The organism is Mesorhizobium sp. B2-1-3, from assembly GCF_006442495.1.
Lineage (GTDB): Bacteria > Pseudomonadota > Alphaproteobacteria > Rhizobiales > Rhizobiaceae > Mesorhizobium.
Genome location: NZ_VFWL01000008.1, coordinates 201,452 through 228,363, shown reverse-complemented (window position 1 = coordinate 228,363; position 26,912 = coordinate 201,452). Strand labels below are relative to the sequence as shown.

16 protein-coding genes and 1 pseudogene are annotated in these 26,912 nt (G+C 65.0%); 5 read left to right on the top strand and 12 right to left on the bottom strand.

The genetic code is table 11. The features are described from left to right. Positions 1-9 precede the first annotated feature (9 nt). The 4 genes from nirB (at position 10) to FJ973_RS15960 (ending at position 7,130) form a co-directional block, all read left to right on the top strand. Positions 10-2,460: a nitrite reductase large subunit NirB gene (gene nirB / locus FJ973_RS15975; RefSeq protein WP_140556648.1), complete on the top strand. Its 2,451-nt coding sequence runs from the start codon at positions 10-12 to the stop codon at positions 2,458-2,460. A gap of 208 nt (positions 2,461-2,668) precedes the next feature. Beyond that, positions 2,669-2,998: a nitrite reductase small subunit NirD gene (gene nirD, locus FJ973_RS15970; RefSeq protein WP_140522291.1), complete on the top strand. Its 330-nt coding sequence runs from the start codon at positions 2,669-2,671 to the stop codon at positions 2,996-2,998. A gap of 3 nt (positions 2,999-3,001) precedes the next feature. Next, positions 3,002-5,893, top strand: a complete 2,892-nt coding sequence (locus FJ973_RS15965; protein WP_140556646.1) for a nitrate reductase — start codon at positions 3,002-3,004, stop codon at positions 5,891-5,893. Positions 5,894-6,275: 382 nt separating this feature from the next. Beyond that, positions 6,276-7,130, top strand: a complete 855-nt coding sequence (locus FJ973_RS15960; protein ID WP_140556645.1) for a hypothetical protein — start codon at positions 6,276-6,278, stop codon at positions 7,128-7,130. Between the two features lie 187 nt (positions 7,131-7,317). Here FJ973_RS15960 and FJ973_RS15955 read toward each other — a convergent pair whose 3' ends face one another. From FJ973_RS15955 to FJ973_RS15920, 8 genes and pseudogenes are all read right to left on the bottom strand, one after another. Beyond that, positions 7,318-8,832 (bottom strand): aldehyde dehydrogenase family protein, encoded by a 1,515-nt coding sequence (locus FJ973_RS15955; protein ID WP_140556643.1) that lies wholly within the window; start codon positions 8,830-8,832, stop codon positions 7,318-7,320. Positions 8,833-9,003: 171 nt separating this feature from the next. Further along, the gene (locus FJ973_RS15950; protein WP_140556641.1) at positions 9,004-10,266 is read right to left on the bottom strand and encodes an RNA polymerase sigma factor; all 1,263 of its coding nucleotides are present in this window, start codon (positions 10,264-10,266) and stop codon (positions 9,004-9,006) included. Beyond that, the gene (locus FJ973_RS15945) at positions 10,263-10,637 is read right to left on the bottom strand and encodes a YciI family protein (RefSeq protein ID WP_140496184.1); all 375 of its coding nucleotides are present in this window, start codon (positions 10,635-10,637) and stop codon (positions 10,263-10,265) included. Before FJ973_RS15945 ends, FJ973_RS15950 begins: the two co-directional genes overlap by 4 nt. Before the next feature lie 84 nt (positions 10,638-10,721). Beyond that, entirely contained in the window at positions 10,722-11,825 is a 1,104-nt protein-coding gene (locus tag FJ973_RS15940) for a DNA topoisomerase IB (protein WP_140556640.1), read from the bottom strand. A gap of 129 nt (positions 11,826-11,954) precedes the next feature. Beyond that, a complete protein-coding gene (locus FJ973_RS15935) occupies positions 11,955-12,839 on the bottom strand; it encodes a transglutaminase family protein (protein ID WP_140522300.1) in 885 nt (294 codons plus the stop codon). 14 nt (positions 12,840-12,853) lie between these two features. After that, positions 12,854-15,265, bottom strand: a complete 2,412-nt coding sequence (locus FJ973_RS15930) for a circularly permuted type 2 ATP-grasp protein (protein WP_140556638.1) — start codon at positions 15,263-15,265, stop codon at positions 12,854-12,856. 6 nt (positions 15,266-15,271) lie between these two features. Next, positions 15,272-18,630 (bottom strand): annotated as a pseudogene (locus FJ973_RS15925) (transglutaminase family protein). A gap of 104 nt (positions 18,631-18,734) precedes the next feature. After that, entirely contained in the window at positions 18,735-19,931 is a 1,197-nt protein-coding gene (locus FJ973_RS15920) for an acyl-CoA dehydrogenase (protein WP_140556637.1), read from the bottom strand. 104 nt (positions 19,932-20,035) lie between these two features. On the opposite strand from FJ973_RS15920, the gene FJ973_RS15915 reads away from it, so the two are divergent. After that, positions 20,036-20,947, top strand: coding sequence for a LysR family transcriptional regulator (locus FJ973_RS15915; RefSeq protein WP_140556635.1), 912 nt, complete (start codon positions 20,036-20,038; stop codon positions 20,945-20,947). On the opposite strand, the gene FJ973_RS15910 is transcribed toward FJ973_RS15915, so the two are convergent. The 4 genes from FJ973_RS15910 to FJ973_RS15895 form a co-directional block, all read right to left on the bottom strand. Further along, a complete protein-coding gene (locus FJ973_RS15910; RefSeq protein ID WP_140556702.1) occupies positions 20,948-23,269 on the bottom strand; it encodes a Tex family protein in 2,322 nt (773 codons plus the stop codon). Positions 23,270-23,390: 121 nt separating this feature from the next. Next, positions 23,391-24,569: a serine hydrolase gene (locus tag FJ973_RS15905; RefSeq protein ID WP_140556633.1), complete on the bottom strand. Its 1,179-nt coding sequence runs from the start codon at positions 24,567-24,569 to the stop codon at positions 23,391-23,393. A 34-nt stretch (positions 24,570-24,603) separates the two neighbouring features. Next, positions 24,604-25,800, bottom strand: coding sequence for a serine hydrolase (locus tag FJ973_RS15900; protein ID WP_140556631.1), 1,197 nt, complete (start codon positions 25,798-25,800; stop codon positions 24,604-24,606). A gap of 64 nt (positions 25,801-25,864) precedes the next feature. After that, entirely contained in the window at positions 25,865-26,899 is a 1,035-nt protein-coding gene (locus tag FJ973_RS15895; protein WP_140496193.1) for an extracellular solute-binding protein, read from the bottom strand. Between the last annotated feature and the right edge of the window lie 13 nt (positions 26,900-26,912).

Below are 26,912 nucleotides of genomic sequence, written 5' to 3'. Positions count from 1 at the left end.
ATTAGGAACATGACCCAAAAACTCGTCATCATCGGCAACGGCATGGCCCCCGGGCGCATGCTGGAGCACCTGCTGGAACAGGCGCCGGACCGCTACAGCGTCACCATCTTCAACGCGGAACCGCGCGTCAATTACGACCGCATCATGCTGTCACCGGTCCTCTCGGGCGAGAAGGCCTACGAAGAAATCATCATCCATGGCGACGGCTGGTACATCGCCAACAACATCACCCTCTACAAGGGCCACAAGATCGTCGCCATCGACCGCGCAGCGAAGACCGTCACGTCGGACCACGGCGTCACCGAACCCTACGATAAGCTCGTCATCGCCACCGGCTCGGTGCCGTTCATCATCCCGGTGCCCGGCCACAACCTGCCCGGCGTTCTCACCTATCGCGACCTCGACGACGTCCAGGCGATGATGCTCGCGGCCCAGTCGCGCGCCAAGGCTGTGGTCATCGGCGGCGGACTGCTCGGACTGGAAGCAGCAGCGGGCCTCAACGCGCAAGGCATGGACGTCACCGTGCTGCATGTCATGCCGACGCTGATGGAGCGCCAGCTCGATCCGGCGGCAGGCTATCTGTTACAGCGCGCCGTCGAGCAGCGCGGGATCAAGGTTGTCACCAAGGCCAATACAAAGGCGATCACGGGCAACGGCAAGGCCGAGCAGGTCGAACTCGTCGACGGCACCGTCATCCCCGCGACGCTGGTGGTGATGGCCGTCGGTATCCGGCCGAACGCAGCGCTGGCGAAGGAGGCGGGCATCGCCGTCAACAGAGGCATCGTCGTCGATGCCGGCATGCGCAGCAACGACCCGGACATCTACGCGCTCGGCGAATGCGCCGAGGTCAACGGCCAGATCTATGGGCTGGTCGCCCCCCTATACGAGATGGCCCGCGTCGCCGCCCGCCAGCTCGCCGGCGACGAGGCGGCCGGTTTTGTCCACATGGACACGCCGACCAAGCTCAAGGTCACCGGCATCGACCTGTTCTCGCTCGGCGACTTCGCCGATGGCGAGGACCGCCAGGAGATCGTGCTGCGCGACGCGGCGGCCGGCGTCTACAAGCGCCTCGTGCTCAAGGACGACCGCATCATCGGCACCGTGCTCTACGGCGAGACCGCAGACGGCGCCTGGTTCAACGACCTCAAGAAGAAGCAAACAGACATATCGCAGATGCGCGATACGTTGATCTTCGGCCAGTCCTACCAGGGGGGTGCCCCGCTGGACCCTATGGCGGCCGTTGCAGCCTTGCCGGATGATGCGGAAATCTGCGGCTGCAACGGCGTCTGCAAGGGCAAGATCACGGGCGCGATCACGGCCAGGAACCTGACCTCGCTCGACGACGTGCGCGCCCACACCAAGGCGTCGGCCTCCTGCGGCTCCTGCACCGGCCTGGTCGAAAAACTGATGGTGCTGACCATCGGCGACAAGTACAACCCGGCCGCCGTACAGCCCATGTGCTCCTGCACCACGCTCGGCCATGACGAGGTGCGCCGGCTGATCAAGGCCAAGGGGCTGAAGACCATTCCCGCGATCATGCAGGAACTGGAATGGAAAACCTCCTGCGGCTGCGCCAAATGCCGGCCGGCACTCAACTATTATCTCGTCTGCGACCGGCCGGACGAATACGCCGACGACTACCAGTCGCGCTTCATCAACGAGCGCGTCCACGCCAACATCCAGAAGGACGGCACCTATTCGGTGGTGCCGCGCATGTGGGGCGGCGTCACCAATGCCGCCGAACTGCGCGCCATCGCCGATGTCGTCGATAAGTTCGAGATCCCCATGGTGAAGGTCACTGGCGGCCAGCGCATCGACATGCTGGGCATCCGCAAGGAAGACCTGCCGGCGGTGTGGGCCGACCTCGGCCAGGCCGGCTTCGTCTCCGGCCACGCCTATGCCAAGGGTCTGCGCACGGTGAAGACCTGCGTCGGTTCCGACTGGTGCCGCTTCGGCACGCAGGATTCCACCGGTCTCGGCATCCGCATCGAGAAATTCATGTGGGGCTCGTGGACGCCGGCCAAGGTCAAGATGGCGGTTTCGGGTTGTCCGAGGAACTGCGCCGAGGCGACCTGCAAAGACGTCGGCGTCATCTGCGTCGACAGTGGCTACGAGATCCACTTCGCGGGTGCGGCAGGCCTCGACATCAAGGGCACCGAAGTGCTTGGCCTGGTCAAGACCGAGGACGAAGCGCTGGAGCATATCGTGGCGCTGACGCAGATGTACCGCGAGCAGGCCCGCTATCTCGAACGCATCTACAAATGGGCCAAGCGCGTCGGCATCGCCGAGATCAAGCGCCAGATCATGGACGATGGCGACAAGCGCAAGGCCTTCTACGACCGCTTCGTCTTTTCCCAGAAATTCGCCCAGGTCGATCCGTGGTCGGAACGCGTGTCAGGCAAGGACAAGCACGAGTTCCGGCCGATGGCCTCGGTCGGGTTCGCGGAGGCGGCGGAGTGATGGAGATGTTCGCGCGAGCCACCCTCTGTCCCGCCGGCAATCTCCCCCTCAAGGGGGGAGATTGGATGCCACAACGGCCTTTGCCAATCGCCAACTTCGCAGGACGGACGCCATCAGCAAAACTACCGATCTCCCCCCTTGAGGGGGAGATGTCCGGCAGGACAGAGGGGGGCGCCTGGGCGCATTCGTATCAAATAAAGGCGACCCAATGACCTGGACACCGATCGGCTCCCTGTCCGACATCCCCCGCCGGGGCGCGCGCTGTGTTGCCACGCCGCAGGGCAAGATCGCTATCTTCCGCACCGCCGAGGACCAGGTCTTCGCCATCGACGATCATTGCCCGCACAGAGGCGGGCCGCTGAGCCAGGGCATCGTCCATGGCGCGGCGGTCACCTGCCCCCTGCACAATTGGGTCATCTCGCTGGAGACCGGCAAGGCGCTCGGCGCCGACGAGGGCGCGGTGCGCACCATTCCGGTGAAGATCGAGGGCGAGCGTTTGTTCATCGCGCTCGAAGCGCTGGCAAGCCGTGCGGCCTGACCCATGCAGATTGGCGAAGCACGCGAGGTGAGGACCACTTGCCCCTATTGCGGGGTAGGCTGCGGCGTGCTGGCGAAGGTCGCCGCGGACGGACAGGTGTCGGTCCGCGGCGACCCCGACCATCCCGCGAATCTCGGCCGGCTCTGCTCCAAGGGCTCTGCTCTTGCCGAGACCATCGGCCTCGACGGCAGGCTGCTCCACCCCGAGATCCACGGCCGCCGCGCCTCCTGGAATGAGGCACTCGATCTTGTCGCGTCGACCTTCTCGCAAACCATTGCCGAACAGGGGCCGGATGCGGTCGCCTTCTATCTCTCCGGCCAGTTGCTGACCGAGGACTATTATCTCGCCAACAAATTGATGAAGGGGTTCATCGGCTCGGCCAATATCGACACCAATTCGCGCCTCTGCATGGCCTCCTCGGTCGCCGGCCATCGCCGCGCCTTCGGCTCCGACACGGTGCCCGGAACCTACGAGGATCTGGAGCTTGCCGATCTCATCGTGCTGGTCGGCTCGAATCTCGCCTGGTGCCATCCCGTGCTCTACCAGCGCATAGCTGCCGCGCGTGAGAAGCGCTCGGAGATGAAAATCGTGCTGGTGGACCCGCGCCGCACCATGACATCCGATATCGCCGACATGCACCTGGCGATCGCGCCCGATGGCGACGTCGCCCTGTTCACCGGCCTGCTCGCTTGGCTCGGCCAGCACAATGCGCTCGACCGCGCCTACATCACGGCGCACACGACCGGCTTCGGACAAGCCCTTTTCGCCGCCTCGGCACTCGACCTTGCCGGCATCGCTGCCGCCACGGGCCTGAGCGAGGACGAGCTCGCCCGCTTCTACGGCCTGTTCGCCGCGACCGCCAAGACCGTCACGGTCTATAGCCAAGGCGTCAACCAGTCGTCGTCTGGCACCGACAAGGTCAACGCCATCACCAACTGCCACCTCGCCACCGGTCGCATCGGCAGGCCCGGCGCCGGGCCGTTCTCGGTCACCGGCCAGCCCAACGCCATGGGCGGACGCGAGGTCGGCGGCATGGCCAACATGCTGGCCGCGCATATGGAGATTGAAAATTCGGGGCATCGCGAACGCGTGAAGCGCTTCTGGAATGCACCTGACATCGCGCAAAAGCCCGGCCTGAAAGCGGTCGACATGTTCCGGGCGGTCGCCGACGGGCGGATCAAGGCGCTGTGGATCCTCGCCACCAATCCTGTCGATTCGATGCCCGATGCCGACGCCGTCGAAGCAGCGATCAAGGCCTGCCCGTTTGTGGTGGTGTCGGACGTGCAGGCCGACACAGACACGGTGCGCCATGCCCATGTCCGGCTGCCGGCCACCGCCTGGGGCGAGAAGGACGGCACCGTTACCAATTCCGAGCGCCGCATCTCGCGCCAGCGCCCGTTCCTGGCCGCGCCCGGCGAGGCGCGGCCAGATTGGTGGATCATTGCGGAAGTGGCGCGGCGGATGGGGTTTGGCGAGGCGTTTTCCTATGACGCGCCGGCCGGGATATTCGCCGAGCACGCGGCGCTGTCGGGCTTCGAGAATGATGGCGCGCGCGATTTCGATATTGGTTGGTATGCCGGTGTCGATGAGAAAGCTTACGAAGCGCTTGCGCCATTCCAATGGCCGGCGCCGAGCCCAGGCGCCCCCCTCTGGCCTGCCGGCCATCTCCCCCTCAAGGGGGGAGATTGGATGCCACGACGGCCTTCGCCAATCGCCGATACCGCAGGACGAGCGCCGTCGACAAAACTGCCGATCTCCCCCCTAGAGGGGGAGATGTCCGGCAGGACAGAGGGGGGCGCCTGGGCTCGACATCTCTCGGAGGGGAACGTTCAAGCTGAGCCCCAACCGGAGAACGATAAAGCAGGGCCACCGAACACCCGCTTCTTCGCCGACGGCAATTTCTACACGCCCGACCGCAAGGCGCGCTTCATCGCCGTCCGCCCTGTCACGGAAACCCGCACGGACGAGAAATTCCCCCTCATCCTCAACACCGGCCGTGTCCGCGACCATTGGCACACCATGACACGCACCGGCAAAAGCCCGCGTCTGTCGCAGCACATCGCCGAACCCTTCGTCGAGATTCATCCCGACGACGCCGCGCGATACGGCATCGGCGACGCCGACATCGCGCGCGTTTCCAGCCCGCGCGGCGCCGTGCTCGTGCGCGCGCTGATCACGTCCCGCCAGCGCCGGGGCAGCATCTTCGCGCCGATGCACTGGACGGACCAGTTCACCGCCAAGGGCCGGCTCGACACGCTCACCGCGCCACTCACCGACCCAGTTTCCGGCCAGCCGGCACTGAAGCACGTCGCGGTGCACATCGAGAAATTCGCCGCGATGGCGTTCGGCTTCGCCGTGACCCGACAAAGGCCCGAAGCGATCGCCGGCGACTATTGGGCCGTGGCCCGCTGCAGGGATGGCTGGCGGGTCGAGCTCGCCTTTGCAGACGACAAAATCGACTGGACGACTTTTGCCCAATCCCTGTTCGGCGCCTCGACCGATGCCGAAATACTCGCCTATCACGACCGCGATGCCGGCCAGCATCGCATCGCCGCCTTCGATGGCGTACAGCTCGCGGGCGCCCTGTTCGTCGCTCCCGGCCCGGTCGCCGTGTCGCGCGGATGGGCAACGCAGCAGCTCGAAGAGGCCCATGCCAGCCAACGCGAGCGCTTCCGCATCGTCGCCGGCCGCGCCGGCGCCGAACGGCCCGATGCCGGCGCGACCGTCTGCTCCTGTTTCAACGTCGGGATCAAGCAGATCACGGCGGCGGTGGCTTCCGGCTGCACGAACGTGGAAGCCATCGGCGCCGCGCTGAAGGCAGGCACCAATTGCGGCTCCTGCCGCTCTGAGATCCGCGCCATCATCCAGGCACATCGCGTTCAGGCGGCCGAGTAGGCGGCAGAACCCGCCATCGGCGGCCTCCCGATGCGTATGCGCCGGCGGACCCCGCGTCAGCCCATCATAGCCGGGCGGCAGGACGACACCCGGGGCGTAGCTGCGGTTGTCCAGATCGCTAAGCGCGCCGTACTTGCCGCCGTGTGGGTTGCCGCCGACGTCTCGCCGCCATCATTGGCTACAGAACTGGACTTTAGTCCGAGCTGTCTCATCTGGACACAAAAGCGCAAGGCTGAAAATGTCTTAATGCATGTCGCCCAAAAGTAACCTCGGTTTTGGGAGGACGACATGCACGAAAAAAGCCAAAAGCGCGTCGCATGAATCCGCTTCGACGCGACCCGCTCTTGGAGCGCAGTAAGCTTGGCCAACCAGAAGGAGGCGGATGCTGGACATCGAGGACATAGCCGCTCATCCGGATCTGCACCGCCACGTCCAGGAGCAGTCGCTGGCGCTGATCCACATCTACGAAGCCAGCCCGCGGCTTGCTTCCATATTCGCCACGCAGCAGCGCTGGCTGATGGGCCATGTCGGCCTTGCCATGCATTTCAGGCGCGACCCGGGCGACCGTCGCACCGCGTTGACGGTGTCGCGCTTCATCGAGTTCGTGCATCAGCACAAGGTCGCCAGCCGCAACACCGCCGACGCTTTCATCAAGGAGATGCTGAATTACCGCATCGCCGAATACGTCGCGGGCGGAGACGGGCGCACCCACCCGTTGCAGCCGACAGCGGACACGGTGCGGACATTCACCGGATGGGTGCACGCACATCTAAGCACCCTTGACCGACTCGACGGCGCGGACAGGCTGGCGAAATACCTGGAGCGGCCCGATATGCTCGCCGCCCTGCAGCCCCTCGTGGCCGACGGCCTGCTTTCGTCCAAACCGGTGCGCGAACCCAACCAGACCTTTTCCCTGTTCATCTGGCTCAACAATGGCGGCATCGTCATGGATCGGCTCATGTCCGGCATCGACCCCGACCATGCCGGCCTAGATCGGATTCCGACCAGCGTGGTCTCGGTGGCGGAATTCGCCAGTTGGCTCAAACTGTCGCGCACCCACCTCGCCCGAAAACTACGCGATGCCGAGGCGCTCGGCAGCATCGGCTGGCTGGGCCAGCGCGGCAATTCCGTGATGTGGGTCTCGCACCGCTTCTTTCAGGAATACATGACCGTCCAGGCCGCCAAGCTGGCCATCGTGGATGCCGCCTTCGCAGCATGCTTTTCCACCGACCACTGAGAGACTCGCCGCTGCCCAGGCTATGAAGGCGGTCCGTGCCGCTGCGTATCCTCGAAACAAAAAAGCCGCCTCGGCGGCGGGACGTCAGCACCATACGAAGAATGACAGCATAACTGCCCTCAGCAGTGAACCTCAGGCCGCAGAACGGCCCGGGTGCGCAAGGTCACCCGAGCTGGAACCCGCAATGTCACTCGATGTCGAAGGAGACACCCTGGGCGAGCGGCAGCGCCTTGGAATAGTTCACCGTGTTGGTGGCGCGGCGCATATAGGCTTTCCACGCATCGGAGCCGCTCTCGCGGCCGCCGCCGGTTTCCTTTTCACCACCGAAGGCGCCGCCGATCTCGGCGCCCGACGTGCCGATATTGACATTGGCGATGCCGCAGTCCGAGCCGTCGACGCCGAGAAAGCGCTCGGACTCCTGCAGGTCACGGGTGAAGATCGACGACGACAGCCCCGCTCCCACCGCATTGTGCTCGTCAAGCACGGCGTCGAAATCGGAATACTTCATCACATAGAGGATCGGCGCGAACGTCTCTTCGGTCACCGGCGACACTTGGCTGGGCATTTCGACTAGCGCCGGATGCACGTAGTAGGCGTCCGGATGGCCATTCTCGACCCGCGTGCCGCCGGTCACCTTGCCGCCGTGGGCGGACGCTTCCTGCAGCGCCTTCTGCATGGCTTCGTAGGCTGCCTTGTCGATCAGCGGCCCAACGAGCGCCGACGTCTCCAGCGGATTGCCGACAGAGACGCTCTGATAGGCCTTCTTCAGCCGCGGTACCAAGGCGTCGTAGACGCTGTCATGCACGAACAGGCGCCTCAGCGTCGTGCAGCGCTGGCCCGCCGTGCCCATCGCGCCAAAGGCAATCGCGCGCAACGCCATGTCGAGATCGGCGGTCGGGCAGACGATGCCGGCATTGTTGCCGCCGAGCTCCAGCACCGCGCGTGCAAAACGCTTGGCCAGGCGCGGGCCGACGTCGCGGCCCATGCGGGTCGAGCCGGTGGCGGAGACCAGCGGCACCTTGGGATGATCGACCAGGATCTCGCCGACGGCGCGGTCGCCGATCAGCACCGACGCTAGCCCTTCCGGCGCATCAGTGCCGAAGCGCTTGACGGCGCGCTTGAAGATCGCCTCGCAGGCAAGCGCCGTCAGCGGCGTTTTTTCGGAAGGCTTCCATACCACCGCGTCGCCGCAGACCAGCGCCAGCGCCGCATTCCACGACCACACCGCGACCGGGAAGTTGAAGGCGGAGATGACGCCGACCACGCCGAGCGGATGCCAGGTTTCCATCATGCGATGTCCCGGACGCTCGGTGGCGATGGTCAGCCCGTACAATTGCCTGGAAAGACCGACGGCGAAGTCGCAGATGTCGATCATCTCCTGCACTTCGCCGAGCCCTTCCGAGGGGATCTTGCCGACCTCGATCGACACCAGCCGGCCAAGTTCGGCCTTGTGCGCGCGCAATTCTTCGCCGAGCAGCCGCACCAGCTCGCCGCGCTTCGGGCCCGGTACCAGCCGCCAGGCCTGGAACGCCTTGTGCGCGGCATCGATGGTCCTGGCCGCATCGGCCTGTGAGATCGTGCTCAATGCCGCGATCTGCTCGCCCGTCACCGGGCTGCGCACGATCAGGTCGCCGCCGGCAAGCACCTCCTTGGCAACACCCAGTTTCGCCAGCAGCTCGGCGGTTTCCTTCGCTATCGTCATGTCTGTCCCTTTCAGATCCCGCCATTCATGTGGCGTGGTCAAAGCATTGCGCCGTGCGTTCCCTATGCGATGAGGCGCAGGGTGGCGCTGTCTTGGCGTGCCAATAGCGGTTTCAGGAAAAAATCGCCACCCCGGCATGGTCCAAGCCCGGGCCAGACCATTGAACCAGCGTCAGCTTGCGGTGCGCGCTGCGCTGTCCTTCATCAGCCGGTCGATATGCATGCGTATATGGGCCGCTTCCGCCGCCGTGTTGGCAAGCGCGATGGCGCGGTCGAAGGCCACCCGCGCCTCCTCGCCCCGGTCGAGCTGCATCAAAAGCCCGCCCTTGAGGCCGAAGAAATGAAAATAGCCGGAAAGCCTCTGCTCCAGCGGCTCGATCATGGCGAGCGCGGCCTCCGGGCCACGCACCTTGGAGGCCGCGACCGCACGGTTGAGGGTGACGACGGGCGACGGCTGCATCTGTTCGAGCAGGCCGTAGAGCAGGTCGATCTCCACCCAGTCCGTGTCCTCGGCCTTCGCGGCCCGCGCATGCAGCGCGGCAATCGCCGCCTGCACCTGGTAAGGGCCGGGCTTGCGGTGGCGCAGTGCCTTGTCGACCAGCGCCAGCCCCTCGTCGATCATCTTGCGGCTCCACAGGCTGCGGTCCTGATCCTCGAGCAGCACGATCTCGCCGTCCGCATCGAAACGAGCCGGTGCGCGTGCATGCTGGAGCAGCAGCAGCGCCGTCAGCCCCATGATCTCCGGCTCGGTCTGGAACAGCCTGAGCAGCAGCCGGGCCAGCCGGATCGCCTCTTCGCACAGCGGCGCGCGGGCCGGCGCCTCGCCGCTGTTGGTCGAATAGCCCTCGTTGAAGATCAGGTAGACCATGGCCGCGACCGCGGCGAGCCGCTCCGAGCGCTCCACCGCGCCCGGCGTCTCGAACGGCACGCCTGCGTCGGCGATACGTGCCTTGGCGCGGGTGATGCGCTGCTCCATGGCGCTTTCGCCGACCAGGAAGGCGCGCGCGATCTGCTTGACCGTAAGGCCGGAGACGATGCGCAGCGCCACCGCGATCTGCTGCGTTGCCGGCAGGTCGGGATGGCAGCAGATGAATAGCAGCCGCAATATGTCGTCGCGGTAGTGCGCGCCATCGAGCCGCTCGGCGATGTCGCTCTCTGCGTCCTCGAGATCAGATATCTGGTCCTCTTCCGGCATCGGCGCCTGCTTGGCGCGCTTGCGCACCGCGTCGATGCCGCTGTTGCGTCCGACGAAGATCAGCCAGGCCGCCGGATCGCGCGGCGGACCGTTCTGCGGCCAGTTCTTCAGCGCCCTGAGGCAAGCGTCCTGGAAAGCTTCCTCCGCCGTATCGAGGTCGCGGAAATAGCGCAGCAGCGCACCCATCGCCTGCGGGCGAGCGGCGCTGATCGCTGAGCTGATCCAGGCAAGTTCGGTCATACGGCGACCCTAGTGGGATTGAAGATGGATACCGGCCGGATTTCGTAGGAGCCGCCGCTCGGATTGACCTCGGAAAGTTCGCGCGCGAACTCCACCGCCTCGTCGAGATCGGCGCATTCGAGCGTGTAGAAGCCGAGGAACTGTTCCTTGGTCTCGGCGAACGGCCCGTCGATGACGATCGATTCGCCCTTGACCTTCCTCAGCGTCGTCGCCGCCGTCGTCGGCAAAAGCCGCGCCACCGGGCCAAGCCGGCCGGCGTCCGCGTATTTCTGCTGGACATCGAGGATGTTGGCCATGACCTTGTCATCCTGCTCCTTGCTCCAGGAGCAGACGACGTCTTCGGAAGCATAGCACAAGATCGCGTAGAGCATGGTTTGTCCTCTTCTGTGTCAAAGGACGAAACACTAGGACCGATCCCGACACGGCGTCGATAAAAAAATCGAGGAGCCGTGGATTCAGCGGCCGGTGGTTGCCGCGGGTCCGCTTTCGTGCGTCTTCAGCCATCGCAGCACGAGCGCTTCCTCGTCATCGAGACCGTCTATCGACCGTTTGCGCTTGTTGGCTTCCGCCGTTTCGGCAAGCAGCCGTCCCTGCAGCCATGCTTCGAAGACTTGCGGATGGATATAGCATTGGCGGCAGACGGCGCGCGTGTTGCCCAGCCGCTCGGCGACCCTGTCGATGACGCTGTTCATCGCCCGTTTCTGCTGTGCCTGGCTGTCGGGCAGCACCGTTTGCGCGAACAGCGACGCGGCGTGAATGGTGCCGCCCCATGTACGGAAATGTTTCGAGCTGAATGCATCGCCGATGGCCTCGCGGATGTAGCGGTTGACGTCCTCGGAGCGCACCGGGTGTCTGTTGCCGTCCTCATCGAGATACTGGAACAGCTTTTGGCCCGGCAGGTCCTGCGCGCCCCGCACGATTCGCGCGATGCGGCGATCGACCAGCTTCAATTTCCATTCCTTGCCCGATTTGCCCTTGAAGGCGAACCGCAGGCTCGATCCCTTGATGTCGACATGGCGGTCCCGCAGCGTCGTCAGGCCGAAGCTCTTGTTGTCGCGGGCGTAAGCGGCGTTGCCGACTCGGATCATGGTGTTGTCGAGCAGCCAGACGATCGCGGCGACGACGCGTTCGAGCGGCAGGCCATGGCGGCGCAGGTCGCTGTCGATCCTGCGCCGAAGCTCCGGCAGGCTTTCGGCGAAAGCGACAAGGCTCGAATATTTGGCGCTGTCGCGTTCCTCGGCCCAACGCGGATGGTAGCGATATTGCTTGCGCCCGCGCTGATCCCTGCCGGTTGCCTGGATATGGCCGTCCGCCTCGGGCGAGATCCACACATCCGTCCAGGCCGGCGGGATAACGATCGCCTCGATGCGCGCTCGGGTGGCATCCGAGACCGGCCTTCCGTCAGGTCCCCTGTAGGAAAATCCCTTGCCCGCTTTCAGTCGGCGGATACCGGGCTCGGTATCGCTGACATAGATCAGTGCGGCATCCTCGGCAGAGATCTGAGCGCCGTTCTTTGGTGCGGCCTCGCCGTCGATAGTCAATCCGGATTTCTGCAGCATGCTGGCCCCACGGAAACACCCGTAGATAAGCCTCTGGGCCGAGCACTGGTTCCATTCCTGTCCGAAAAGTCGGCGGCCACCCACGTCGGGCGGAACCCTGCAAGGCGCTTTGCGCAAGCAGGCCTGACGTCAGGTCTTCTCCAGCACCACCGGAATAACGTCGACGGCTTGCTCTCCGACCTGTCCGCCGGTGGTCTTGAGAACGCCGACGATCGGCGCGACATCCGAATAGTCACGGCCATAGCCGACGGTGATGTGATCGTTGGAGGCCCGCATGCCGTTGGTCGGGTCGAACTCCTGCCAGCCGGCATCGCGCCCGCACCACACCTTGACCCATGCATGCATGGCGTCGGCGCCCTCCAGCCTGGCCTTGCCCTTGGGCGGAATGGTGCGCAGGAAGCCGCTGACATAGCCGGCCGGTATGCCAAGCCCGCGCAGGCCGGCGATCATGATATGCGAGAAATCCTGGCACACCCCGCGCTTCAGCCGGAATGCGTCGCCAGCCAGGGTCCGCACGGTTGTCGCCTCGCCATCATAGGTGAAATCGCGGTGGATGCGATTGCAGAGGTTCATCGCCGTACCGGCGGCCGAGCCGCCGACGCTATCGCGCGCATAGGCGGTGATCGCCGCATCGATGCCGGCGTGACCGCTGGCGGCCAGGAAATGGTGCGGTGTATCCGGCGCCAGGGAGCGCATGGCGGCGAGCTCCTGACGCAGCCGGCTAAGATCGGGCGACACGTCGAGCCCGAGTTCCGGTCGCGACACCGCCACGCGCGCGCTCATCCTGATGTCGAGCGCGTCATGCGCGTCGCGGAAGGCGATCGAGGTGACGTTGTTGCCGAAGAAATCGGAAAAATCCGAGCGTTCGTTTGGCGCCGGCGCGAAGGATAGCGACGCTGCGACGACGCGCTGCACGCCGTCGATGGTCGGCGGCAACACGCGCACCTGGTGACGGCCGCCGCCGGCGACGGCGGCGTAGTCATAGTGAAGGTGAAGCCTGATGTCGTAGAGCATGCCGGAGCGCCGCCTTATCCGAAATAGGCCTTGGCTAGGCTGCTGTAGAGCCCGCCTATCTCGCCGGCGAGATCGTTCAGCGCCTTCACCGTCATGTCCGCTGGCTCCTTGATGGCGATGGCTGTGTTGAGCTGCAGGATTTCCTTGGCAGCAGGCGACATGTGCCCCTCGCCACCGATCGCCGGCAGCAGTCCGATCTCGGCCTTCAGCCGTTCGAGCTGGAACAGGATGGAACGCGGGTTGAGCGGATCGAGCGCAAGAAGGTCGATCACCGTGCGGCGGCCGGCTTGCACAGGGTACTGCCGCCGGTGCGTCATGACGCTGTCGCCGATCTCCAGCATCATGTCGAGCGCGCCGTCCGGCGCCTTGTCACTGGTCAGCCGGGCGAGCGTGCTGGCGATCTGTATGCCGCGCTCCAGCCGCCGGCCGATCTCCAGGAAGCGCCAGCCCGCGAAGCGGTACATGTTCTCGTGCAGCAGGCCGGAAAAACCGGCGAGCTTGCGCAGGATGACGGTCATCGCCCGCGTCGCGTCATCCCCCGGCGCCACCGTCGTCGCGAACTGATGGATGGTCTTCGACAAGTCCTTGAGCGCCAGCCAGCCGTCCGGCGAGAAACGGTCGCGGATCTGGCCGGCGCTGTAGACCGCGCTGTCCAGCGTGCCGATCAGCCCCGATGGGATCGCTGTTTCGACATCGATGCCGAGCGGTTCGAGATGATCCCTGATGTCGGCCAGCAGCGGCATATCCGGATCGGAAGTTTCGGCGAGCCGCACATGATAGGCGCGCAGGATGCGCACCGTGTCTTCCGAGCGTTCGATGTAGCGGCCGAGCCAGGTCAGGTTTTCCGCTGCGCGGCTGGGCAGGCTGCCCGGCCTGGTGCGGCTGAAGCTGTCACCCTCTTGTGGCAGCAGCGTCTCGCGCTCCACCGGCCGGTCGCTGACTACCCATACGTCGGCCGCCTGGCCGCCGCGCTGCATGGCGATCGCCGTCGGATCGAGCGACAGGCCGACGCGGGCGAACCCGCCCGGCATCACCGTCCAGCCCTCGGGCGTGCGCGCCAGGTAGACACGCAGGCTCGCCGGCCGCGGCTCCAGCCATCCGCCCACATAGACGGGCGTCGTCGAAAGCGTCACCGCTTCCTGGCCGACGAAAGCGTCGCCGTCGCGCTCGATGCGCGCCACCAGGTCGGCCCGCTCCCCGGCCGACAGCGCCGCGCCGAGCTTGGTCTGGTCGTCGTCCTCGAAGGCCAGCCTCGTCGACAGCGCCGGCCCAATCACCATGCGGTCGATATTGGCGAGCACATGCGCTCGGTCGGATGCCTGACCGCACCACCATGTCGCGACGGTGGGCAGCTCGAGTTCCTCGCCCCGCAATTCGCGCGCGATCTTGGGCAGGAAGGCAAGCAGCGCGCGCGTTTCCATCAGGCCCGAGCCGAGCGCATTGACGGTGGACACGCTGCCTTGCCGGATCGCCTCGATCAGGCCCGGCGTACCGATCTGCGACTCCGAGCGCAGTTCCAACGGATCGGCGAACGCCGCGTCCAGCCGCCGCCACAGCACGCTGATCGGCATCAGCCCGGAAACGGTGCGCACCATCAGCCGGCCCCCGGAAACGGTCAGGTCCTCGCCTTCGAGCAGCATGATGCCGAGATAGCGGGCGATATAGGCGTGTTCGTAATAGGTTTCGTTGAGCGGTCCAGGCGTCAGAATGGCGACGCGGCCGTCGGCTTCCCTGGCCATGCCGATCAGCGCGTCGCGGAAACGCCGGAAGAAGCCGGCAAGCCGGTGCACATGCATCTCGCCATAGATGTCCGACAGCGCGCGTGTGGTGGCGACGCGGTTCTCCAGCGCGAAACCGGCGCCGGATGGTGCCTGAGTGCGGTCGCCCAGCACCCACCAGCGGCCGTCCGGCCCGCGGCCGAGTTCGAAGGCGCAGAAATGCAGGAAATGGCCGTCGGCCGGCCTGGTGCCGACCACCGGCCGCAAATATTCGGGGCTTGCCGCGATCAGACCGGCCGGCAGGATGCCCTTTTCGACCAGCCGGTTCGGCCCGTATATATCGGCGATGATCTCCTCGAACAGCTCGGCGCGCTGCACCAGGCCGGCGCTGATCACTGCCCACTCGGCGTCCTCGATGAGCACCGGGACATGCGCCAGCGGCCATTCGCGCTCGTTGGCGCCGGCCTTGTCGTAGACGCGGTAATAGACGCCGGCGTCGCGCAGATACTGGTCGGCACGGGCAAAACGCTGGGCGAGTTCTTCGGCGCCGAGATCGTCGAGCGCCTCGATGAAATGCTTCCAGGCCGGACGGGGATTGCCCGAAGCGTCGACCATCTCGTCGACGACGCCGTCGATCGGCTGGTAGTGCTCCAGCAGGCGATGGATCTGCGCCTTGCCGCGTACCCGCTTGTGATTCCCCTTTGCCATGTCAGATCAGAATCTTGGTGGACGCCGAAGGTCAAGCGTCATGGGGAAATCTTCCGTGGGTTGTTCCTCGCGCAACACATAGGCCGACGGCGTGTGGCCGCGCGCCTCGAAGCGGGCGAGCCGGCGCGCTTCCGCCTCGTTGCCGTTGACCGGAAAAGTGTCGTAGCTGCGCCCGCCCGGATGCGCGACATGATAGACGCAGCCGCCAACCGCCCGACCCGACCAACGGTCGTAGATATCGAACACCAGCGGCGTATTGACCGGCAGTGCCGGATGCAGGCCCGAAGCGGGCTGCCACGCCTTGAAGCGCACGCCCGCCACCGCGACCTCCCTGTTGTCGGTAACCTTCATCGGCACGATGCGGCCGTTGCAGACGACGGCATGGCGCTCCGGATTGAGCCCTTCGGTCTTGACCTGCAACCTTTCGACCGAGGAATCGACGAAGCGCACGGTGCCGCCGATGGCCCCCTGCTCGCCCATGACATGCCACGGCTCCAGGGCCTGCCGCAGTTCCAGCTTGACGCCCGCATATTGGACCTCGCCGCAGAAGGGAAAGCGGAACTCGAGCTGCGCGTCGAACCATTCGGGGCGGAACGTGAAACCGTTGAGCTTGAGGTCGTCGAGAACGCCGAGAAAATCCGCCCAGACATGATGCGGCAGCATGAAGCGGTCGTGCAGCGACGTGCCCCAGCGCACGAAACGGCCGTCGAGCGGGTTCTTCCAGGCACGGGCGATGATCGCCCTGACCAGCAGTTGCTGCGCCAGGCTCATGCGCGCATTGGGCGGCATCTCGAAGCCGCGGAATTCCACCAGGCCCAGCCGTCCGGTCGGTCCATCAGGCGAAAACAGCTTGTCGATGCAGATTTCCGAGCGATGCGTGTTCCCTGTGACGTCGGTCAAAAGGTTGCGGAACAGCCGGTCGACCAGCCATGGCAAAGGCAGGCTGCCCTGGTCCGGACGCGGCACCTGCGCCATGGCGATTTCAAGCTCGTAGAGCGAATCGTGGCGCGCCTCGTCGAAGCGCGGCGCCTGGCTGGTCGGGCCGATGAACAGGCCGGAGAAGAGATAAGACAGCGAGGGATGCCGCTGCCATTGCAGCACCAGGCTCTTCAAAAGATCGGGGCGGCGCAGAAACGGGCTGTCATTGGGGGTCGCGCCGCCGACCACAACATGGTTGCCGCCGCCGGTGCCGGTGTGGCGGCCGTCGATCATGAATTTATCCGCGCCAAGCCGCGTTTGCCGCGCCTCCTCGTAGATCGCCGTGGTCGTCGCCACGCAGTCCTGCCAGTTGGCAGCCGGGTGGATGTTGACCTCGATGACGCCAGGGTCCGGCGCGACGCGGATGACGTTGAGGCGCGGATCATGCGGCGGGCCGTAGCCCTCGATGTGCACTGGCAACCTGATCGCCTTGGCCGCGTTCTCGGCTGCTGCCACCAGCTCAAGATAATCTTCCAGCGCCTCGACCGGCGGCATGAACACGCAGAGCCGTCCCTCGCGCGGCTCGACCGAAAGCGCGGTACGCACCGCGCCGCCGATCTCGGTGATCTCCTGCTCGACCCGGTCCTGCTGGGCGGTCGCGGCCGTGAACGATGCCGCCTGCTGGCGGCGTGCCATTTCATCGGCGCCCTGAGGATCGGCCGGAGCCGCCATGGGCAAGATCGCCTCCCGCACGGGCAGCGCACCGCGCGGCTGCGACGGATCGACCGGAACGATATAGGGAAACTGCTCCGGCGGCACGTGAGGCAGCGTGCCGAGCGGCAGGCGGTAGCCGACCGGTGAATCGCCCGGCACCAGGAACAGCCGCCCGCGCCGCGTCGTCCATTTTTCCGAGCGCCAGCGCTGGCCCGACGCCTGGCTGTTCCAGCGCTGCACCGGCAGCACATAGCCCGACGGCTTGGTTAGCCCGCGTTCGAACACCGTCGCCATGCGGCTGCGCTCTTCGGGATCCTCCAGCTTCGAATTGGACGGATCGACATTCTCCGGCAGCTTGCCTTCCTTGAGCAGCCACTCGGCCGGATCCTCATAGGCTTCGCTGACCATGGACGTTTCGATGCCGAGCTCGCCGGCGATCGCGGTCAGCAGGCTCTCGGCCTGCTTCGGACCGATATCGGCTTCGCTTTTCTCCGCGCGATCAGCGACGGGTCGCTCCACACCGGCTGGCCGTCGGTGCGCCAGTAGAGCGAAAAGGTCCAGCGCGGTAAGCTTTCGCCGGGGTACCATTTGCCTTGGCCATAATGGAGGAAGCCGCCAGGCGCGAAGCGCTCGCGCAGCCTCCGGATCAGCGCATCGGCCTTTTCGCGTTTTGTCGGGCCGACGGCGGCGGTGTTCCACTCGGCGGACTCGAAATCGTCGATCGACACGAAGGTCGGCTCGCCGCCCATGGTCAGCCGTACATCCCCGTCCGCCAGCGCCGCATCGACCTTGTTGCCGAGCGCATCAAGCGCATGCCAGCTTTCATCCGAGAACGGCTTGGTGATGCGCGGATGCTCCGCGATGCGGTCGACCCGCATGTCGAAGCCGAACTCGACATTGGCAAAGCTCGCCATGCCGGAAATGGGCGCTGCATTGCGAAAATGCGGGGTGGCGGCAAGCGGTACATGGCTCTCGCCCGTAAGCAGGCCCGAAGTCGGGTCGAAACCGATCCAGCCAGCGCCGGGAAGATAGACCTCGCACCAGGCGTGCAGGTCAGTGAAATCCACTGATGTACCGGCCGGCCCATCGAGCGCGACGAGGTCGGGCTTGAGCTGGATCAGATAGCCCGAGACAAAGCGCGCGGCGATGCCTAGATTGCGCAGGATCTGCACCAGCAGCCAGCTCGAATCGCGGCACGACCCTTTGGCGGCCGCCAGCGTTTCCTCCGGCGAGAACACGCCGGTCTCCATACGCACGATATAGGCGATTTCGCGCTGCAGCCGGGCATTGAGGTCGACGAGAAAATTGACCGTGTTTTTCGGGCTGGTATCGATGGTTTTCAGGAACGCCGACAGCAGCGGGCCTGCCGGTTCCGGTGTGCGATAGATGGCGAGGTCGTTGCGTGTCTCTTCCGGATACTCGAACGGGAAATTTTCCGCCGTCTCCTCGACGAAGAAATCGAACGGGTTGTAGACCGTCATGTCGGCGACGAGGTCGACCTCGATCTTGAGTTCGCTCACCGGGTCGGGAAAGACGAAACGGGCGAGGAAATTGCCGTAGGGGTCCTGCTGGAGATTGACGAAGTGGTTCGCCGGCTCGACCTTCAACGAATGGCTGAGCACTTTGGTGCGCGAATGTGGCGCCGGCTGGAGCCTGATCACCTGGGGACCAAGAACCACCGGCCGGTCGTATTTGTAATGGGTCAGGTGATAGACGGCGGCCAGAATTGCCATGGAGCCCCGGAAGATCGGCGTTTAGCTGGCCGAACCCTGACACATCTGGCCGTCATTCTCCAAGCGGATGTTGCGCTGCACCTAACTTAAACGGCTACCGAACCTCAGAAAAACGCTTGGATCCCCGTCTGCGCCCGTCCCAGGATCAGCGCGTGCACGTCATGCGTGCCCTCATAGGTGTTGACCGTCTCCAGATTCTGCGCATGGCGCATCACGTGATAGCCGATCTGGATGCCGTTGCCGCCATGCATGTCGCGCGCCTGGCGGGCGATGTCGAGCGCCTTGCCGCAATTGTTGCGCTTGACGATCGAGATCATCTCCGGCGCCATCTTGCCTTCGTCGAGCAGCCGCCCGACGCGCAACGAGGCCTGCAGCCCGAGCGCGATCTCGGTCTGCATGTCGGCGAGCTTCTTCTGGTAGAGCTGCGTGCTGGCCAGCGGCTTGCCGAACTGCTTGCGGTCGAGGCCATACTGGCGCGCGCGATGCCAGCAATCTTCGGCCGCGCCCATCGAGCCCCAGGAAATGCCGTAGCGAGCCCGGTTGAGGCAGCCGAACGGCCCCTTCAGCCCCGACACGTTGGGCAGCAGAGCATCCTCGCCGACCTCGACGCCTTCCATAACCACCTCGCCGGTGATCGACGCCCGCAGCGACAGCTTGCCGCCGATCTTCGGCGCCGAAAGCCCCTTCATGCCCTTTTCCAGGATGAAGCCACGGATCTCATCCTTGCCGTTCTCGCCCTTCAGCTTCGCCCAGACGACGAACACGTCGGCGACGGGCGCATTGGAGATCCACATCTTGGAGCCGGTAAGCTTGTAACCATTGGCGGTCTTCTCGGCGCGCGTCTTCATGCCGCCGGGGTCGGAGCCGGCATCCGGTTCGGTCAGGCCGAAACAGCCTATCCACTCGCCGCTGGCGAGCTTGGGTAGATACTTCCTGCGCTGTTCGTCCGAGCCATAGGCATAAATGGGATACATCACCAGCGACGACTGCACCGACATCATCGAACGATAGCCGGAATCGACGCGCTCCACTTCGCGGGCGACCAGGCCGTAGGTGACATAGTTGGCGCCGAGGCCGCCGAATTCTTCCGGAATGTTGATGCCGAGCAGGCCGGCCTCGCCCATCTCGCGAAAAATCGCCGTGTCGAAGGTTTCGTTGAGATAGGCCTCCTCGATGCGCGGCGCGAGCTTGTCGGCGGCGAAGGCCGCCGCCCCGTCCCGCACCATGCGCTCGTCTTCCGAAAGCTGGTCCTCGATCAGGAACGGGTCTTCCCAGACGAATGCATTCTTGTCGGCAGCCATGGCGTCTCGATCCTTAAAAACGGGTGAAGCCCGGCTTATCGGCCCACGGCCTGAAAAAATCAAACGAAATTGCTTCACCGATCAATGAGCGTTAGGAATAGATCATGAGCGTCCAACGTCGTCTTTTGCCTAACATCAACGCGCTTGCCGCCTTCGAAGCGGTGGCCCGGCTTGGCAGTTTCACCGCTGCAGCCCAGGAGCTGGATTTAACCCAGGGCGCCGTCAGTCGGCAGATCAGGCTGATCGAGGATCAGTTTGGCCGCCGGCTGTTCGAGCGCGACAGCCGCAATGTCCGGCTGTCGGCGGCGGGCGAAACCTACGCCGAAGTGGTCCGTTCGGCACTTGGGCAATTGCGCGACGCAGCGCTTGGATTGATGAGTAATCGGCATAGCGGCATCCTGAACCTCGCAATCCTGCCGACCTTCGGCACGCGCTGGCTGATGCCGATGATCCCAGACTTCGTCGACAACAATCCCGACATCACCATCAACTTCGTCACCCGCGTCGGCCGCTTCGACTTCGCCAGAGAGCGGCTGGACGCCGCCATCCATTATGGCCTGCCGGACTGGCCCGAGGCAGACTCGACGCTGCTGGTGCGGGAGGTGGTGGCCCCGGTGGTGTCGCCCGAATTTCTCGCCGAGCGCTCCATCGCCACGCCGGCCGACATCGGCCGTCTGCCGCTGCTGCACATGGCGACGCGGCCTGGCGCCTGGACAGAATGGTTTGAGCATCAGGGCCTGAGCGCGCCGACCGGACCGGGTATGCAGTTCGAACAGTTCGGCACCGCCGCCCAGGCCTGCATGGCGGGTCTGGGCGTGGCTCTGCTGCCGCAAATCCTCATCTTAGGCGAGTTGCAGCGCGGCCAGCTGGTGCCCGCGCCCGGCCAGCCTATGCACAGCCGCAGCGCCTATTATCTAGTCGTCCCGCACGACAAGCGCGGCCATCCGCCGGTCGCGAGTTTTCGAGATTGGCTGACGAGCCAGGTTGAAAAGGACCCGGCTGTTCTGGCGTGGTAGCTATTTCCGTTTCAGCGCATCCGCCAACGCCGCGCCGAACGCACCTTGCTGCGCCGGTCGCTCCGGCTGGCGCTGCGGCGCTGGCGAGCGTGGCGCCGGCCTGCCGCCGCCATTGTCGCGCGGGCCGCGCGATGCGCCGCCCTCGCCACCATCCCTGCGCATGGAAAGCGCGATCCGCTTGCGCTTGATGTCGACGTCGACGACCCGCACCTTGACCACGTCGCCGGCCTTGACCACCTCATGCGCGTCCTTGATGAAACGGTCGGCCAGTTGCGAAACGTGCACCAGCCCGTCCTGGTGGACGCCGATGTCGACGAAGGCGCCGAAGGCGGCGACATTGGTGACGGTGCCTTCCAGCAGCATGCCGGGCTTCAGATCCTTGATGTCATCGATGCCATCGGCGAAGGTTGCCGTCTTGAAGCCGGGGCGCGGATCGCGGCCGGGCTTTTCCAGTTCGGTCAAAATGTCGCGCACCGTCGGCAGGCCGAACCGCTCGTCGACGAAAACGCGCGGATCGAGCGCCTTCAGCGCCGCACTGTCGCCCATCAGCGAACGCACATCGCGCCCGCAGGCGGCGACGATCTTTTTGGCCACGCCGTAGGCTTCCGGATGCACGGCCGAGGCGTCGAGCGGCTCGGAGCCGTTCGGGATGCGCAGGAAGCCGGCGCATTGCTCGAACGCACGCGGCCCAAGGCGGGAGACCTTGAGCAAATCCTTGCGGCTGGCGAACGGGCCGGTGGCATCGCGATGCGCGACGATGGCGTCTGCGAGCGACGCCCCGAGCCCTGAAACGCGCGCCAGAAGCGGCGCCGAAGCCGTGTTGAGATCGACGCCAACCGCGTTGACGGCGTCCTCGACCACCGCCTCCAGCGAGCGGCCAAGCCGGTACTGGTCGACATCGTGCTGATACTGGCCGACGCCGATCGATTTCGGCTCGATCTTGACCAGTTCGGCCAGCGGATCCTGCAAGCGGCGCGCGATCGACACCGCACCGCGCAATGATACGTCGAGACCGGGGAATTCCGCCGCCGCCGTCGCCGAAGCCGAATAGACCGAAGCGCCGGCCTCGCTGACGATCACCTTGAGCGGCTTCGGCCCGCCGTCGGAAGGCATGTCGGACAGCATGTCGGCCACCAGCTTCTCGGTTTCGCGGCTGCCGGTGCCATTGCCGATCGAGATCAGCTCGACCTTGTGCAGGCGAACGAGCTTGGCGAGCTCCGCCTGCGTGCCACGCACATCGTTCCTGGGCGGGAACGGATAGACCGTTGTCGTCGCCACCAGCTTGCCGGTGCCGTCGACCACCGCGACCTTGACGCCGGTGCGGATGCCAGGGTCGAGCCCCATCGTCGGCCGCGATCCGGCGGGGGCGGCGAGCAGCAGATCCTTCAAATTGCGGGCGAAGACGTGGATCGCCTCTTCCTCGGCCCGTTCGCGCAGGTCGCGCATTAGATCGAGCGTCAGGTGCAGGGATAGTTTTATGCGCCAGGTCCAGCCTGCGACCTCCATCAGCCAGCGATCGCCCGGCAGGCTGCCGCCGATGGCGTAGGCATTGGCGATCATCCGCTCTACCGGCTTCACCGGTGAAGAGTCGTCGGCATCGACCTCGATGTCGAGCGACAGCACCTCCTCGTTGCGGCCGCGCAGCATCGCCAGCGCGCGGTGACTCGGCACGGTGGCCCAGCGCTCGACATGGTCGAAATAATCGGAGAATTTCGCACCCGCCTCCTGCTTGCCGTCGACCACCCTGGCGCGCATGAAGGCGCGTTCCTTCATGTAGCTTCGCAGCTTGCCGACCAGGTCGGCATTCTCGGCGAACTGCTCCGACACTATGTCGCGCGCGCCCTCAAGTGCCGCCTTGGCGTCGGCCACGTCCTCGGTCAGATAGGCCAGTGCGAGTTCCGCCGGCACCAGCGAACGGTCGGCCAGGATGGCTTCCGCCAGCGGTCCCAGCCCACGCTCCCGGGCGATCTCCGCCCTGGTGCGGCGCTTGGGCTTGTAGGGCAGGTAGATGTCCTCCAGCTCGGCCTTGGTGACGGCGGCGGCGAGCTTGGTTTCAAGCTCGTCGGTCAGCTTGCCCTGCTCCCGGATCGAGCCAAGGATGGTGTCACGCCGCGCGTCGAGCTCGCGCAGATAGGCAAGACGCTCCGACAGCAGGCGCAGTTGCGTGTCGTCGAGCCCGCCCGTCACCTCTTTGCGGTAGCGCGCCACGAACGGCACGGTCGCGCCTTCGTCGAGCAGCCCGATGGCAGCGGCAGCCTGTTCGGGCCGCGCTGTAATCTCGGTCGCGATAATGGCTGCGATGCGCTTGATGTCGGATGCCATGCCGTTCCTGCTCTTCTCGAAAAGAGCGGCGACCATAGGCGCAGATATCCTGCCCGCCAACCTTCGCGGTTTCGCCGGCGACAGAGGTCCACAGGAAAGCGCGCCCTAATGTTGCGGCCGCTCAGACCATCCGGCTCAGCGCTTCGAAGAATGCGACGATCTCGAGATCGAGCGGATCGTCGACCGGCTCGGGCTGCGACGACATCTTGGCGATCACCACTTCCGTCCGGGGGTCGACATAGAGCCACTGGCCATGGATCCCGATGCCGCAATAGGCCCCGTTCTCATGTCCTGTCTGGTACCATTTGTTGCGGTAGCGGCCCTTGGGAAACAGCGGCAGCATGGCGCCACGCTGCCAGGCTTCAGAACTGCCGCCGGTTACCGTGGTGTCGCGCACCCAGGCCTCGGGCACGATGCGGCGGCCATTCGCAGTGCCTCCTTGCCGCATCATATCGCCGACGCGCGCCAGATCGCGCGGCGTCACCGAGATGCCGCCGGCAGTGCGCGCCGTGCCCTCCATGTCGACCGCCACCGAAGCTTCGCTGGCGGCGCCCAGCGGCAGCCACAGTTTCTCGTGCATCAGGTCGGCGAAGCGCTGGCCGGACGCCCGTTCGAGCAGCAGGCCAAGCAGGTCGGAATTGGGCGACCGGTAACGGAAGGTCTGGCCATGCGGCTCGGCGAGACGCTGCAGCGTCAGGAGGAATTCACGCAGGCTTTCCGTGCCGCCGCCGGGGTTCCACAAGGTGGCGCGCCGGTAGCGGGCAAAGGCGCTTTCGGGATCGAGATAGGCTTCTTCGAAATCGAGGCTGACACTCATATCGAGCACATGCCGCACGGTAGCCTCGCCATAGGCCGAACCGCCGGCTTCCGGCATGTAGGCCGTCACCGGCGCTTCCGGATCGAACACGCCCTCGCCTTCCAATATGCCGGCCATGATCGCGGTCACCGACTTGCTGATCGAAAAGATGATGTGGCGGGCGCCGAAATCCATATGCGGCGCAAACCAGTCGCCGACGATCCTGCCGCCTTTCATGACGGTCAGCGCGTCCGTGTGCGAGCGGGTGAGAAAAGCGGCGACGGTTTCCGGCGTGCTTGCCAGCGCGACCTTTTCGTCAAGCAATCCGCCGAAATCCTCGGCCGGCGCCTCGTTGACCGGCAGGGCGGCGACACGCGCGCTCGGCACCAGCTCGCCGACGTTCTGGAACGACCATCGGTTGAACGGGTTTTCGCGCCAATTGCCGAGCAGCACCTGGTTGCGGCGGAAGCCGTATTTGCTCTCGAACGCGGTCTTGCCGGTCATAGCATTTCCTTCCAGGTCGTTTCTTGTGGGGGGTTCAGCTCAGCGCGGCGGCGATGGCATGCACGGCCTTCAGCGTCGCCATGGAATAGGCGACATTGCTGAAATCCGGCCAGCTCGAAAGCTTGACCACGACCATCCGCGTATTCCAGTCGATGTGGATCATCTGCCCGAACACGCCCCGGCACATCAGCGCCCGCGAATGCGGATCCTCGATCCAGAACTGGTTGCGATAGCTGCCCTCTGGCAGGCTCGGACTGAAGCCCGGCCCGTGGCTGCCGCTGCGCGTCGCCTCGATCCAATCGGCAGGCACGATGCCACCGCCATTGTCGAGGATCAGCTGGCCGAAGCGGGCATAATCGCGCAGCGTCGCGTTGAAGCCGCCATCGGCCAGCGCGTAGCCGGCGCTGTCGACGGTGAAGCAGGCGCTTTCATCGGCGCCGAGCTTTTGCCAGAGTTCTTCCGAGACCAGTTGCGCCAGCCGCTTGCCGGTCACCCGCTCCAGGATGAACGCGAGCACATCGGTTTCGACCGAGCGGTACTCGAATGCCGCCCCATGTGGCCGAACAATGTCCTTCAAGCCTAGGATCAGCTCGAACATGTGCGCGGGCCAGCGAAAGTCCGGGTCGCTGCCCGGCGGCACCGGCTTCCAGCCGGTGGCGACATCGACCTGGCCGATATCGGAATAGCGATCGGTATATTCCTCGGAAAAGCGCACTCCGCTCGTCATGTCGAGCACGTGCTGGACGCTGGCGCCGGCCCACCCGGTTGCCTTCAGCTCCGGCAGGTAGTCGGCAAGCGGTTTTGTCGGATCGACCAGCCCGCGCCCGGCCAGTATGCCGAACACCGAGCCGGTGACCGATTTGGCCATGGACTGCGACAGATGCAGCGTGCGCTCGTCCATGCCGTTGAAGTAGCGTTCATAGGCTATGTTACCGTCCTTGAGCACCAGGAAACCATCCGTGTAGGTCTCGTCGAGCAGGCCCGCGAGCGTCGAGGCCTTGCCATCGCTGTCCTCGACCGGCAGCCCGTCGAGATCGACCTCGGCGCGTTCGAGGCGGTGACGGTGGCCATTGCCGCGCCAGACTTCGACGGTCGGCAGAATTTCCCTGATGTGCTGGAAAGCCCAGCGGTTCCAGGGCGGCCTGTCCCAGTCGAGCCTTGGTGACACCATGGCGGGCGGCGAGCCCTGCATGATCGGCGGCCGCGGATCGCTGTTGCGATAGGAGTCCATGAAAGCCATTCCCGGAAACGGAAAAGACCCGGCGGCATGTGCCGCCGGGTCCGTCATGCGGCGATTACTTCTGCAGTTCGGTCCAGATCTTGGTGTAGAGTTCCTGCGTCTCTGGTGCGCACATCTGCTGCAGTTCGCCAAGCGGCTTGGCGTCGGCCGGAATGACGACTTCCGGCGCGTCCTTCATGTCGGCCGGCATGTATTTGTCCGAACCGGCGATGGCATTGGCGTAACGATGGAAGGCCGAGAGGCCGGCCGCGTTTTCCGGATCCATGATGAAGTTCTGGAACAGCTTGGCGTTCTCGACATTCTTGGCCTCTTTCAGGACGACGACGTTGTCGCTCCACAGGCCATAGCCTTCCTTCGGATAATTGAAGTGGATGGCCGGGTTGGCGAGGCGCTGACGCAAAGCCGAGCCATTCCAGTCGCTGGTTGCCTTGAAGTCGCCGGCGCCCATCTTCTCTATGGTGTTGTATTCCATGGCGATCCAGTTCGGCTTCGCCGCCACCAGCAGGTCACGTACTTTCTTCAGCACCGTCTTGTCGTTGGTGCATTGCTGGCCGCCGACATATTTGATCGCGGCGAACATCACGTCGCCCATCTCCGGTACGACGTTGACCTTACCCTTCAACTCGTCGGGCGTGTTGAAGATGATGCCCCACGTGTTGGCCGGGCCCTTGTAGGCGTCGGTGTTGACGACGACGCCGATCGTGCCCCAGGCCCACGGAACCGTGTATTTGCGGCCCGGATCGAACTCAGGATTGGCCCATTCCGGCGCCACGTTTTTGAAGTTCTCCATCTTGCCCGGATCGGTTTCCTGAACGAGGCCTTCCTTGATCCAGATCGGTACATAGGTCTGCGAAGGCACGGCAATGTCGAAACCGGTGCCGCCCTGGCGCACCTTGGCAAGCGCGGTATCGTTGGAATCGTAGTCGGTGATGGTCACCTTGACGTTGTATTTGGCTTCGAACTTCTTGATCACGTCGGGGCTGGTGTAATTGCCCCAATTGTAGATGTTGAGCACGCCGTCGGCGCGGGCAAGGCCCGTCGAAGCGAGCAACGCCAACCCCATGGCGGACGCCGTTGTCTTCCAGTTCATCGTTTTAACTCCC